General features: G+C 61.4%; 12 protein-coding genes and 2 pseudogenes. 5 read left to right on the forward strand and 9 right to left on the reverse strand.

Annotated elements, in window-relative coordinates:
- A complete protein-coding gene (locus tag DBIPINDM_RS02585; protein WP_258580645.1) occupies positions 1-1,143 on the reverse strand; it encodes an alpha-D-ribose 1-methylphosphonate 5-triphosphate diphosphatase in 1,143 nt (380 codons plus the stop codon).
- The gene (locus tag DBIPINDM_RS02590) at positions 1,140-1,361 is read right to left on the reverse strand and encodes a hypothetical protein (protein ID WP_258580646.1); all 222 of its coding nucleotides are present in this window, start codon (positions 1,359-1,361) and stop codon (positions 1,140-1,142) included. Before DBIPINDM_RS02590 ends, DBIPINDM_RS02585 begins: the two co-directional genes overlap by 4 nt.
- A 128-nt stretch (positions 1,362-1,489) precedes the next feature.
- Here DBIPINDM_RS02590 and phnF point away from each other — a divergent pair, with 128 nt between their 5' ends.
- Both phnF and ltrA read left to right on the forward strand, forming a co-directional pair.
- On the forward strand, positions 1,490-2,215 hold the full coding sequence (phnF, locus tag DBIPINDM_RS02595) for a phosphonate metabolism transcriptional regulator PhnF (RefSeq protein WP_258580647.1): 726 nt from the start codon (positions 1,490-1,492) through the stop codon (positions 2,213-2,215).
- Positions 2,216-2,725: 510 nt separating this feature from the next.
- Positions 2,726-4,048 (forward strand): group II intron reverse transcriptase/maturase, encoded by a 1,323-nt coding sequence (gene ltrA / locus DBIPINDM_RS02600; protein ID WP_258581230.1) that lies wholly within the window; start codon positions 2,726-2,728, stop codon positions 4,046-4,048.
- A gap of 114 nt (positions 4,049-4,162) precedes the next feature.
- Here ltrA and DBIPINDM_RS02605 read toward each other — a convergent pair whose 3' ends face one another.
- The 7 genes and pseudogenes from DBIPINDM_RS02605 to DBIPINDM_RS02635 form a co-directional block, all read right to left on the reverse strand.
- On the reverse strand, positions 4,163-5,158 hold the full coding sequence (locus DBIPINDM_RS02605; protein ID WP_258580648.1) for a tyrosine-type recombinase/integrase: 996 nt from the start codon (positions 5,156-5,158) through the stop codon (positions 4,163-4,165).
- Positions 5,151-5,366, reverse strand: a pseudogene (locus tag DBIPINDM_RS02610) (integrase); the annotation flags it as partial. The gene DBIPINDM_RS02605 and the pseudogene DBIPINDM_RS02610, both read right to left, overlap by 8 nt.
- Positions 5,367-5,461: 95 nt before the next feature.
- Positions 5,462-6,460 carry a site-specific integrase gene (locus DBIPINDM_RS02615; RefSeq protein WP_258580649.1) on the reverse strand — a complete coding sequence of 333 codons (999 nt, stop codon included), beginning with the start codon at positions 6,458-6,460 and terminating at the stop codon, positions 5,462-5,464.
- A complete protein-coding gene (locus DBIPINDM_RS02620) occupies positions 6,457-7,395 on the reverse strand; it encodes a tyrosine-type recombinase/integrase (protein WP_258580650.1) in 939 nt (312 codons plus the stop codon). The genes DBIPINDM_RS02615 and DBIPINDM_RS02620 overlap by 4 nt, the downstream gene beginning before the upstream one ends.
- The gene (locus tag DBIPINDM_RS02625) at positions 7,392-8,615 is read right to left on the reverse strand and encodes a site-specific integrase (protein WP_258580651.1); all 1,224 of its coding nucleotides are present in this window, start codon (positions 8,613-8,615) and stop codon (positions 7,392-7,394) included. Before DBIPINDM_RS02625 ends, DBIPINDM_RS02620 begins: the two co-directional genes overlap by 4 nt.
- A gap of 108 nt (positions 8,616-8,723) precedes the next feature.
- On the reverse strand, positions 8,724-9,512 hold the full coding sequence (locus DBIPINDM_RS02630) for a tyrosine-type recombinase/integrase (RefSeq protein ID WP_258580652.1): 789 nt from the start codon (positions 9,510-9,512) through the stop codon (positions 8,724-8,726).
- Positions 9,509-10,759, reverse strand: a complete 1,251-nt coding sequence (locus DBIPINDM_RS02635; protein WP_258580653.1) for a site-specific integrase — start codon at positions 10,757-10,759, stop codon at positions 9,509-9,511. The genes DBIPINDM_RS02630 and DBIPINDM_RS02635 overlap by 4 nt, the downstream gene beginning before the upstream one ends.
- Before the next feature lie 54 nt (positions 10,760-10,813).
- Between DBIPINDM_RS02635 and DBIPINDM_RS02640 the strand changes: the two genes are divergently transcribed.
- From DBIPINDM_RS02640 to DBIPINDM_RS02650, 3 genes and pseudogenes are all read left to right on the forward strand, one after another.
- Positions 10,814-11,050 carry a hypothetical protein gene (locus tag DBIPINDM_RS02640; protein ID WP_258580654.1) on the forward strand — a complete coding sequence of 79 codons (237 nt, stop codon included), beginning with the start codon at positions 10,814-10,816 and terminating at the stop codon, positions 11,048-11,050.
- Positions 11,051-11,106: 56 nt separating this feature from the next.
- Positions 11,107-11,619: pseudogene (locus tag DBIPINDM_RS02645) on the forward strand (transposase); the annotation flags it as partial.
- 76 nt (positions 11,620-11,695) lie between these two features.
- Entirely contained in the window at positions 11,696-12,679 is a 984-nt protein-coding gene (locus tag DBIPINDM_RS02650; protein WP_258580676.1) for an IS5 family transposase, read from the forward strand.
- Positions 12,680-12,681 lie beyond the last annotated feature (2 nt).

Consider the following 12,681-nt stretch of genomic DNA (forward strand, 5'->3'; position numbering starts at 1 on the left):
TTAGAGATATTGTTTTCCAGCGACCCAAATGTTGCGGATCACCGGCACGCCGTCGACGAGGCGCACGCGGATTAGGTCGGCGCGCAGACCAGGAGCGATGCGGCCGCGATCGATAAAGCCAAGCAAGTCGGCGGGATTTTTCGTCACCATGGCAACCGCCTCCGGGAGATCGAAGCCTTTGGCCGCGAGCGCGAATACGGCATGAAGCAGACTTCCCGGCACGTAGTCGGAGGTGAGCACGTCAAGCAGACCGTGGTCGGCAAGTTCCATTGCGCTGACATTGCCGTAATGCGAGCCGCCAAGAATGATGTTCGGCGAACCCATGACGATCTGCATGCCGAGTTCACGGGCGCGCCGTGCCGCTGTGAGGGTGGTTGGAAACTCACTGATCGTGATGCCGTCGCTATGAGATTCTTCGACGTTTCCGATCGTCGTGTCGTCGTGACTGGCGATGCGAATATTGTGCTCGCGGCAGAGGCATCCGATTGTCGAACGGCTCTGCGGTACATATTGCTGCTGATGGTCTCGGCGTTCGGCGATGTAGAGCGCGAACTCGTCCTCGGTCCAGACTCGGGCGTTCTTCTTGGCGCGCCACTCCCGATAGAGCGTCAGATTATGCCACTGCCGCTGGCCCGGTGTGTGATCCATCATGCTGATCAGCTTCAGCCCGGGATTGTCGATGTGCCGTTCGACCAATGGCAGCAGGGCCGAGTCTGACAGCTCGCAACGAAAATGGAAATAATGATCGATCTTGAGAAGACCGGCGGCGCGCGCCGTCGTCAGTCCGTTGATCACCTCGTTCAGCATGGCAGTGCGGGCGCGGCCGCTGTCGTAGTCGCCCAGAGACAGCGCATCGAGCACGGTCGTGATGCCGGCGCCCAGCAACTCCCAATCATGTGCAAGCAAGGCGGCGAGTGGTATGGGCCATTGGACGCCCGGCCGCGGGTGCATGAACTGCTCAACATTGTCGGTGTGCAGGTCGATCAGGCCGGGCAGAAGGAAGTCGCCCTCGCAATCGAGCACATTGATCCGGCCCGTCGTTGCAGCGCCAATGGAAGACACCATTGCGTCATGGATTTCCAGGGTGCCTTCGGTAACGCGATCTTCCTGGACGATCCGCGCATTGCTAAGTTGCAAGCTCATTGGCTGTCACCTTCAGCTTGTTTGGCGACAGCAAACGACCCGAGCCTGTCGGCCGATGGGAATAAAATTGTTAGGCGGGTTAGGTCTTTCGGCGACAGCCTGGCGGCGCGCAACAACGGCTCATCGAGCTCTCCATGGATCAAGTTTTCAGCCGTCATTCTGTCAGGTTGCCGCCGGCTAGCCTCGAGGAAGACAGCCGGGCTCGGTTTGGTTGCCATGCTACGAAATCCATGGTTGTCGAGTGTGCCTGCTCGGGATAGAATAGCCAACCATGTTCAGACATGTCAACATGAGGGCACATCGCACGGTTTCATGACGGTGAGATGACTATTCGAAAGAGAAGCGAATGAATGAGATGAGCCACGAGTTGATGAACGAGCTGCCGCGGTGGAGGCAGATCGAACTGACACTCCTGAAGGAAATCGATGCCGGCGCGTTCAGGGTTGGGCAGAAGCTACCTGGCGAAAATGTCCTTGCGCCTCATTTTGGCGTCACCAGGACAACGGTCCGGCGGGCATTGGGAGAACTACAGAATAAGGGCGTGCTGCGTATTGAACGTGGACGTGGCGCCTTCGTAGAGCGTCGGATTCAGTACGGACTTGGCGCCGGGTCTTCCTTTATGGCTAACCTTCGCGACGCGAGCTTGGAGCCCGCGGTAGAGATTCTTGCGAAGTTTGAGGTGTCTGCCTCTACGGAAATCGCAAATCGACTGCAGATTCCGATAGGTGAGCCCGTCCTGGTCATCGATACGGTTGGTAAGGCAAGCGATCTGACGATCTCAGTTTCGCGGCATCATTTGCCTTTGCGCCTTTTTCCAGATGCACTCAATCGGATCTCGAGTTTTTCCTGCATCACTGAAGTCTATCGGCTCTTTGGCTACGAAAATACGCGTCGCACTCATTGTCATATAGAAGCGCGCTTGCCCTCGTCTGAAGAAGCCAGACGGCTCGAACAGCCAAAAACCGAACCCATCCTTGAAGTGGAAAGTGTTAAAATGATCGACGAAACCCCGATCGACTACAGCATCGGCCGCTTCTCAGCTGCCCGCGTCTCGGTTTATTTTGATAATTGAAGCCGCTAACCCGTCCTATTCAGTGCGCCCCGATGGCGCGTATCACCAGTGGAGGAAGGTTCCACCCAGATAGTAGTCGATTGGTCTGGTAGCTGACGAGCGGCTCGGTCGGGTAACTGGCCGGGTCGAAGCCTCGTGACAAAGGCCGCCTTGGGCGGTTGAGCAATCCGATGGGCCGTAACGTGAGTGAAGCCTGAGCAGGCCTCGAAAGTGATGATGTGGATGCCGACCCGCCTGAATTTCGGGGAAGGCCGCGCGAACGGGGAAGCAATCGACATGTGCACCCGTTCGATCCGCCGGGGTAATGGGCACGGCACGTCGGAAGGGTGATACGGGTAGGGGGAGACCCGCTCGGCATGAGGGTAGCGGCCTCAACGCAGCCGTCAGGGCGGCGGTGCCGGTGGGAGTCGGACAGGGTCATAATACCGCTGAAGCCGGGTAATGCCGGTGGAGGGAAGGGCCCTGACTTCTGGTGTGCTTTTGACGTTGGTGAGGAGGGGGTGATTGGCGATGAGCCTCGAAACACCCGAAAAGATCAGGAACCTTCAGAGGAAGCTGTACCGTAAGGCGAAGGCGGAGCCCGCTTTCCGCTTCTACGTGCTCTACGACAAGATCTGCCGTGAGGACATGCTGCGCCATGCCTATGCGCTGGCCCGCGCCAATGCGGGTTCGCCGGGCGTGGACAATGTGACCTTCGCGAAGATCGAGGCGGAAGGCGCGGAGAGGTGGCTGGCGGGCCTGCGCGAGGAACTTGTCTCGAAGACCTATCGGCCGCAGCCGGTGCGACGGGTGATGATCCCGAAGCCGGGGGGCGGCGAACGTCCGCTCGGCATCCCGACCATTCGGGACCGGGTGGTTCAGACCGTCGCGAAGCTGGTGCTGGAACCGATATTCGAGGCGGACTTCGAGGATGGTGCCTATGGCTATCGGCCCAGACGCAGTGGGACCGACGCAATCAAGGAAGTGCACCGGCTTGTCTGCCGGGGCCACACGGACGTGGTAGACGCCGATTTGTCGAAATACTTCGACACGATTCCGCATTCGGACCTCCTCAAATCGGTGGCCCGACGCATTGTCGACCGGCACGTGCTGCGGCTGATCAAGCTGTGGCTGAAAGCGCCGATCGAAGAGCGGGACGGTGACGGGAAACGGCACGTGAGCGGTGGTAAGAGCAGCACGCGCGGCACGCCGCAAGGTGGGGTCGCAAGCCCGCTGCTCTCGGTCATCTACATGAACCGGTTCCTGAAACATTGGCGGCTCACCGGACGCGGCGAGGCGTTCCGTGCGCATGTCATCTCCTATGCCGATGACTTCGTCATCCTCAGCCGCGGGCACGCGGTCGAGGCGCTGGCGTGGACGCGGACGGTGATGACGAAACTCGGGCTGACACTCAACGAGGCCAAGACCTCGGTGAAGGATGCCCGCACGGAGCCTTTCGACTTCCTTGGCTATACGTTCGGACCTCACCGCTACCGGAAAGACGGCCATTGGTACCTGGGTGCGAGCCCATCCAAGAAGAGCGTGCAACGGATCAAAACGAAGATTGGCGATCACTTGGTAAACGGTAACAAAGAGCCGTGGCCCGTGGTCTGCACCCGGCTGAACAGGCTTCTGCGCGGCTGGTCAGGCTACTTTGGCTATGGAACACGCTTGCCGGCCTATCGAGCGGTCGACAACCACGTCTATGACCGTGTTCGCACCTTCCTGCGCAAACGGCACAAGGTGCAGGGACGCGGCACACAGCGTTTCTCCGACGACATTGTCTTCGGAAAACTTGGTGTCCTGCGTCTTCGACGCGTGCACATTGGACCGCCGCCGTGTGCCTCACGATGAAACCAGTCGGAAAGCCGGATGCGTAATGTGGCTTCGGTAGAGATGTGGCGTCGGCCGCCGCGGGCCAGAAGCGGCAGGCCGGTGAGGATGCCGAGCGCCACATAACAAAGCGGGTTACAGCGACCGAAGGAAGTCCATCAGCGCCGGTTGGTCACGCCATCGTTTTGGGATTTTGCCGAGACTCGGCGCCTCGCATTTTTCGAGCGCCTTAGCCTTGGTCTCGAAGTCGACCTCTGCATAGACGTTCGTGGTGTCCAGCGAGACGTGCCCGAGCCATCCGCGGACTGTGTTGATGTCGACGCCGGCGCGCAGGAGATGGGTCGCCGTGGTGTGGCGGATGGAGTGAGGGCTTACGCGCTTTGTCGCCAACGATGGCATTTTGGCGACGACCTTGAGGCCATAACGCTCGACGGCGGTATGGATCCCGAAGCGAGTGATGGGTTGGCCGCAGCGATTGAGGAAGACGGATCGAGAAGGGGCTCCGTCAGCGACGAGTGCCCGTAACTCGACGACGGTGGCGGTCCACAATGGGCAGTATCGCTGCTTGCCGCCCTTGCCATGGATTTTGACGCTGGGGGCGTTCAGGTCCAGGTCCGCCACCTTGACGCCGACCGCCTCTGACGCTCTCGCACCAGTGTTGTAGAGGAACAGCAGCAGGGCGTAGTCGCGCCGACCCTGCTCCGTCCGCCGATCTGGAGCGGCGAGCAAGGCGTCGATCTCCGCCTTTTCGAGGTAAGGAACGACCGCCTGATCGGTCTTCTTGAACGGGATCGAACGGATCTGGCCCGACCATTCGATGTGGACGGGGCTATGCTCGCCGACAAAGCCAGCGAACGCCCGAACGGCGGCAAGACGTTGATTTCGGGTGGCGATCGAACATCGACGCGTCACTTCGATATCGGTCAAGAAGGCGCGGATTAGCTCGGCCGATAAATCGACGACATTCAGGCGATCAATAGACTTGCCGACCCGCTTCGCAACGAACGGGAGAAGCTGACATAAGCCGTCGCGGTAACCCTGCTGGGTGTTGCGGGCGAGATTGCGCTCGGCAACCACGTGTTCGAGTAGGAACCGCCGGATCCAGGGGCCAAGGAGCGCCTCGTCACGCATTGGGCATCTCCATGGCGTAATGCTCGAAGCGCGCGCTGGCCTCACGCAGAAGGTCCGGGGTTAGGGTTAGGTATCGCTGCGTGCCCGAGATGTTGACGTGGCCAAGGTAGGTGGAGAGCTTGGGCAGAAGCCGTTGGACGTCGGCGCCTTGGCGATACCAGGAGAGGAGGCGGTGAACTGCAAAACTATGACGATAATTCCGAACCCGGAATTATCGTCATAACTCCGAGTGCCGGATTATTCCGAGTGACGGTCCGGGAGGCCAAAGAGTGCGGGCGATCTGTGGCTGTTGGGTCGGCATAATCAGAGGCTCTTCAGGAATGCAAGGAGATGGTCGTCGGGCTTGTAGCGGCCCAACCGGATGTCGGCCGTGTCGGTCTTCGCCAGAGCTTGCTCCTTGAGCTTCATGTCGGCCTGAAGATAGATGGCGGTGGTTTCGACCGACTCGTGGCCCAGCCACAGAGCAATGACCGAGCGGTCGACGCCGTGCTGGAGCAGGTCCATTGCCAGGGTATGCCTCAGGACATGCGGCGTTACGTGCTTGCTGGCCAGCGATGGGCAGTGGCGACGTGCGACGGCGAGGTGCTTGTTCAGCAGATATTGAAGTGCGTCGTGACTCAATGACGTGCCGCTTATCGTCGGGAAGGCAGGATCGGCGCTCCGCCCGCGTCGCTCGGCAAGCCAGGCACGCAGCACCGTGACCGTATCCTTGCGAAGCGGGGTATTGCGGAGTTTTCGGCCCTTTCCCTGACATTGCACATAGGCGGCCGGGCCAAGGACAATGTCCTCGCAGCGAAGGCCGACGATTTCGGCAGCACGCAGGCCGGTCTGCACGGCCAGCAACAGAAGCGCCCGGTCACGGCGCCCGATCCAGCTGCCGAGGTCGGGGGCGGCGAGCAAGGCGGCGACTTCGACGCTACTGAGGAAGGCGACCGGCCGGCGCACGTAACGCTTGCTCGGAATGGCGAGCACGCGCTGAGCCAATGCGCTGTGTTCCGGCGCATGCAAGGCCACATAGCGGAAGAAGGAATGGATGGCGGCAAGACGGACATTGCGGCTCCTGGCGCAGTTGTCGCGTTCGTGTTCGAGATGATCGAGGAAGGCGCCAAGGAAGGCGGTGTCGAGATCCGGCAAGGTGACGTGCGAGGCCCCCTTGCGTAGCTGCCGCTGGGCATAGGCCAGCAGCAGGCAGAAGGTATCGCGGTAGCTCGCCAGCGTATGCGGGCTTGCTTGTCGTTGTCTGATGAGGCGATCGGTGAAGAAGGCCTCAAGAAGAGCGGGGAACGTTGGGGCGGCGCTCATGGGCGGGATTCCGGCTGAGATTGTTCCGCCCGCAGCAGCGCTTGCTGCAGCAGCTCCGGCGTTGCCGTCAAATACCAATAGGTGTCGGTGATGTGGGCATGGCCGAGATAGGTCGCCAACTCGGGCAGGTGGCGTTCGACATCGATGCCGTTGCGATACCAGCGCAGCAATGTTGTCACGGCCAGTCGGTGGCGAAGGTCGTGCAGGCGTGGCCCGCGGGAGTCATTGGCGCCGCGGAGGCCGACCTCGCGCGACAGCTTGACGAACGTCCACCGCACGGCCCATTCGGTTAAACGCATGCCGCGCTCGGAAAGGAAGAAGCTGGAGCTCAGGGGATTGGGGCATGACCGGTCTCGGCTGGCCGCATAGATTTTGAGAGCGTGTTGCGTCGAGGGGTGAAGCGGCACGTAGCGCGACTTGCCGAACTTCGTGTCGCGAACCGTCAGCACGCCATCAACGAGATTGGTGTCGCCGCGATCGAGACGCAGCGGTTCGTTACAGCGCATGCCGGTCGCCGCGTACAAGCCGAAGAGCGTGGCATAGGTCTGCGGGCGAAGGCCGACTGTCGACGGCAAGCGCTTTGCCGCGTCGATCAGTCGGGTGATCTCTTCGTCGCGGTAAACATAGGGCGACGATGGCCGACGATACCGGTGAGGAAGAAGGTCGGGCGGCGGGACGACGGTCTGCGGGTCAATGGCGCTGCAATAGCGCGCGAGCCGGCGAACCATCGCCAACCGGTTGGCCCACTGGGCGGGCTGTGCCTCTGCCGGCTGCATGGCCCAGGCCAGGGCAATCTCGGTGGTGATGACGGTGGCGCCGGAAGATTCGGCAAAGACAACGAAGCGCTGCAGCAACCGTCCGGAAAGACGCAGCTTATGGCCGAGGGCGCGGCGCGCGGCCGGGTACTCTTCGAGCGCCGCTTGCAACGCGCTCATGATGCGACTCCTGGCCAGGGTAGCGCAATGGCACGCAACGCCGCGATGTCGACTTTGGCATAGATCTGTGTCGTGTTCGGCTGGCTGTGGCGGAGAAGTTGACCGATTTCAACGAGCGAGGCGCCGCGGCGCAGCAGATCGGTGGCGAGTGAGTGACGCAACAGGTGCGCACCCTTGAACGCCGGCGTCAGACCGGCGCGCTTGAGCGCACGATGGACGATGCAGCAAATAGTCGACGGGCTGACAAAACTCCGTCTGGGCGCCTTTATGCGAATGAAGACGCGGCGTGTTGAGCAAGCAGGCCGATCTTGCCGCAGATAGTCGACCAAGGCGGCACCGACATCCGCCGGCAGTGGCAGCCGCGCCAGCCGTTGACCCTTGCCATGCACGACGATCTCGCCGCAATCCCAGTCGAGATCGTCCAGGGTCAAGGCCGAGACTTCGCCACCCCGTAAGCCGAGGCGCGCGAGCAGCATCAGAACCGCGTAGTCCCTGCGGCCGGCCGGTGTTCTCCTGTCGCAAGACGCAAGGAGCCGTTCGACCTGTTCGGCAGGCAGCGCCTTCGGCAGATGTGCCAAGCGCCAGCCGGCGATCCCAGGCACCGCGACAGCGAGATCGGTGGCAAGCAACCCGCGTTGCTGGAGGAAGCGCAGAAACGAACGCAGCGCCGTGACCGCCAACTTGGCGCGGCCGGGCGAACCGGCCTGGGCGCGCCGCACGATGAACCGATGAACGTCGCCCACTCGCAAGCGGTCAAAATCCGGATCGTTGCCGCCAAACTGTTCGTCCAGGAACCCACGAACAATCGGCAGATAGTTCGTCAATGTCGATGCCGAGAGACCACGCTCGGTGCGCAGGAATTCCCCAAATGCGTCGATCAGCTTACCCTTGGCGCTCGTATCGACCTCCAGCAGCGGTACCGGCACGCCGCCCGTGTCGCGCAGATATCGGAGCAACTGCCGAATGGTCCAGGCATCGCCACGCCTCGGGCGCCGACCAAGTTCCGTCAGAAATCGATCTGCGTCCTCTTCCCCGAGCAAGCTCAGCGGAACATCCTGCCTCTCCACCCAAGCACTGAAACCAGCCAGGAGCTTAATCTTCTGCTGAACAGTCGTTTTGGGGTATCCCTGGCCATCGAGCAAAGCCTCGAAACCATCCAGGTGGCTAGCCAATCGGCCTATCCAGCGATCTTTGGCTAGCGCCTCATTCAGATCAATCATCGTCTGTCTCCCTATATCGTGGGAAAGTTCACGCTCAGAAAGAGCAGCCGAATAATGTCGCGCAATCAACGGCCGACGCTGATCCAATTACTTGCAATCATGAGAAAATTACGCCGCGGCGATGGCGTCACTCGGAATAATCCGGCACTCGGAGTTATGACGAAGATCATGCAAGCGAGGCTGATGTCGCGGCCCGGCGCCGGCGCACACGACATTCGCTTTGACGCGTAATCGGCAGAACTCCCTCTCAGCGTGTTGCAGGGTCACAGGGGCGCCCTGGCGCGTGAGGAACCAGAGGGATTCTGCAGACTGGCCTTCGCGGCGGCGAGAAGCGTGCCGGGATAAGATGCGCACGAGGTCGTGGCCGATCGGAGCCAGTCTGGTCTTGTAAAACTTGCTCTCGCGGACGCACAGAATCCCTTCCTCGAGGTCGACGTCGGCTAAGGTGAGGGACAGTGCCTCGCCAAGGCGAAGGCCCGCGCCGTAAAGGAGAAGCAGGAGCGTTCGGTATGTGTCCGGATCAATAGGACAGCGAGGATGGTCGATCAGGACGACGGCGTCGAGTAAACGACCGATCTCCTCGCGGGAGTAAATGTAGGGAACGAAGGCTTCCGTCGGCTTGGGGACGGCGCGTGGCAACGGCCATATGTTTGTATGCCCCCGGGCCATCGCGAACCGATAGAAGCCCGCCAGAACAGAATGCTTTCGTTCCCAGAAACGGGTCACCGGGCCGCGTCCCGCCAGAAAGGCCAACACTCGGTCGGCCGTCACCTCCGGCAGAGGTCTGTCGCCGACGAAGCGACAGAACGACTTGAGCGTGCGCACCTCCGTGCGGAAGCGCATTCCGATTGCTTGCCGGTGATCGACAAAGCTGGCGATAATTTCTGAAAGGATCATGCCAGTCCTCCCAGATCGAACGCCCCGACCTCGCGCAGTCCGGCAAGGTCGACCCTGGCGTAGGTGCGGGTCGCAAAGGCGCTGCGATGGCCGAGATGGTCCCCGATTTCCTTCAGGCTCAGACCTTGCGCAACAAGGTGGGTGGCGCAGGCGTGGCGAAGTCCATGAGGGCCAAAATGCATCGACTGAACCCCCAGGGCGCTCAGTCGGCTTGCAACCACATGGTACACTGCGCTCGCCGACAGCGGCCGGAACGGGGCCTTGAGGGTGAGGAAGACCTCATGGCGACGGCAGCGGGGGCGCGCCAGCTGAAGGTAACTCACAACAGCGTCGCCGACGGAGGTCACCAGGGGGTAGTATTGCATCTTGCGCTGCTTGGACCGGGTCACCTTGATGACCTCTCTCGTCCAATCGATGTCTTCGAGACAAAGACCGCGGACTTCGCCGCTTCGCAGTCCGTAGATCGCGAGCAGCTTTAGAATCGCGTGGTCACGGACGTCACGCGCGGTCCTGTCCCTCGTGCTCTCAAGGAGCCGCTGGACATCGGGCCATGCCGGGCCCATCGGCAAAGCTTCTTCCCTGAACAGTCGCGGCGCGTCGATCGCTGCGGCGATTCCGGGGCAACACCATTGTCGACGCTGAGCATGGCGGAAGAACGCGCGCAGGGCGTGCGCGCTCGTCGCTACCGACACCCGAGACCACCCGCCACGACCCTTCACGTCGAGGAAAGCGTCTACGTCTGCAACGGTGATGTCGGCGATCGACGATTTTTCGACGCCTAAATGTTCGAGGAAAGTCTCTACCTGCCAGCGCTGGTTGGCTAGGGTGCTCGCCGACAAGCCACGCTCATCATGTTGATAGGCGATGAAGTCGTCGACCTTTTCACAATGGGCCTTCGGTTCGTTGGGAGCCGGTTCGTCAAGCTGGCCAAGAAAGCAAAGCCACGCTGCGGCGACGTCATGGAACAAACGCCGTGACCACTTCTCACCGCAGGCTCTGTTTCGCGCGTGCTGGTATCGGGCCCAAGATTGAGCGGCCGCGTCGATCTCGGCCTGCCTGACGCACCTGCCGCCGGACAGGTCCAGCCGCTCCGCAATGACCAGCAGTTCGCGGGCCGTGCGCAGCAAAGTCTCACGAGCCGCACGCTGATCGGCGAGATGCTTGAGATAGCGCAGCCGCTTCGAGGCCTCGGGCCCGTCATGGTGACGCGCTACGACCTTCGGGTAGGCGAATAAGTCCTCGAACATGCCTCGGATCTCCAGTGAGGTGGGAAATCCGATCACCTATATCCAGTTTGTTATGTGGCGCTCGGCATCCTCACCGGCCTGCCGCTTCTGGCCCGCGGCGGCCGACGCCACATCTCTACCGAAGCCACATTACGCATCAAATGTGCTCAAACACATTTGATGCGGGAAATCCGCACGTCCGGTTTGATGAGCGGGGAAGGGAAACGGAGCGATGCCAACACGGCCCAAGCCACCGCGCCCTTCCTCGACTCTACTGGGGGTTGGTGGATGTGGCGCAAGCCGTTGAAATGACTTAGGATTTGGTTGCTTAAGCCGATCCGAACCATTTCCCGGAGACCACACCCACCATGAACGATCTTACGCTGCCGCTGAGCGGTTTGTCATCAGTCGGCGGCAAGTCCGTCGTCGCCCGTTTCGACGGCGGCATGCTGTCGTCCAACAGCGGCGTTCTGGCTTTGGCCGAGGTGGAAAAGCGGTTGCGGGTGGCCGAGCGTCTGGCGCGTTGCATCGACGATCCGCGCTGCCCGGACCAGGTCGTCCACAGCCTGGCGGACATGATCGGCTTTCGCATGAAGATGATTGCCGCCGGCTACGAGGACGGCAACGACGCCAACCGGCTGCGCCGCGATCCGGTCTTCAAGATGGCCCAGGATGCGCTGCCGTCGGGTCGGGATCTGGCGTCGCAATCGACGCTGTGCCGGCTGGAGAACCTGCCCGGCGTGCGGGAGCTGGTTGCGATGGGGCGGGCGATGGTCGATCTCTATTGCGCCTCGTTCCGGCAGGTGCCGAAGCGGATCGTACTCGACATTGACGACACCTTCGACGCTGTGCACGGAGGCCAACAGCTTCGCCTGTTCAATGGCGTTGGTGCATGGATCCTTTGTCAACGGTTTGGCGATAGGCAGGCAGGATCGAAATCAGCTTGATGCGAGTGCCATGCCGTACAAACACAACGCAGATCGTCGTCATCACGTCGGAAAGATGAAATTCAGGGTGACGAATTGGCGTGACTACGAAGCAGGTCTGCGCCGGCGTGGTAGCCTGACCTTATGGGTAACGCCGGAGGCACTTGCGGGATGGCGCGCTCCGCGACGCAAGACCCGCGGCGGCCAAGCCCGGTATTCCGATCTCGCCATTGAGACAGCGCTGACGCTGGGTTGCGTCTTGGCAATGCGGCTGCGCCAGACCGAGGGATTGCTCCACTCGCTGCTGGATCTCATGGGGCTGAAAGTCCCAGTTCCAGATCATACGACGCTGAGCCGTCGGGCACAGAAGTGGGAGCCATCAGCCCGACGAAACCCGCCGCTGCCGGACGGCCCGCTGCATGTGCTTGTCGATAGCACGGGATTGAAAGTCTACGGCGCCGGGCAATGGCTGGAGCAGAAACATGGCGCCAGATCACGTCGCAACTGGCGCAAGCTGCATCTGGCAGTGGATGCCAAAAGTGGCGCGATCATTGCCCAAAGGCTGACAGATCAGGACACGGATGATCCTTCCCAGGTGGCACCGCTGCTCGATCAGATCGACGGCGAGATCGACCAGTTCACAGCCGACGGAGCCTATGGCGGCAAGCCAACCTATCGGTCTATCCTGCAGCACAGCGCAACCGCGAACATCGTCATTCCACCGCGTTCCACGGCGGTGGAAAGCGGTGATACCGGACCGCCTGGTCAAAGGGACAAGCACATTGCCGCAATCGCAAGCGACGGTCGGCTGAAATGGCAGGCAGCCACCGGCTACGGCAAGCGGGCGCTGAGCGAAACAGCCATCGGACGATACAAGGGGCTGATCGGACGGCGCCTGCGAGCACGCTCTCTTCCGGCTCAACAAACCGAGGTTGCCATCGGTTGCATCGTTCTCAACCGCATGCTGGCATGGGCACGCCCGGAGTCTATCCGGCGTCAAGTCACGCAGGCATAACC

Origin of the sequence: Mesorhizobium sp. AR02 (assembly GCF_024746835.1) — a bacterium.
In the GTDB taxonomy this organism is placed as follows: Bacteria; Pseudomonadota; Alphaproteobacteria; order Rhizobiales; family Rhizobiaceae; genus Mesorhizobium.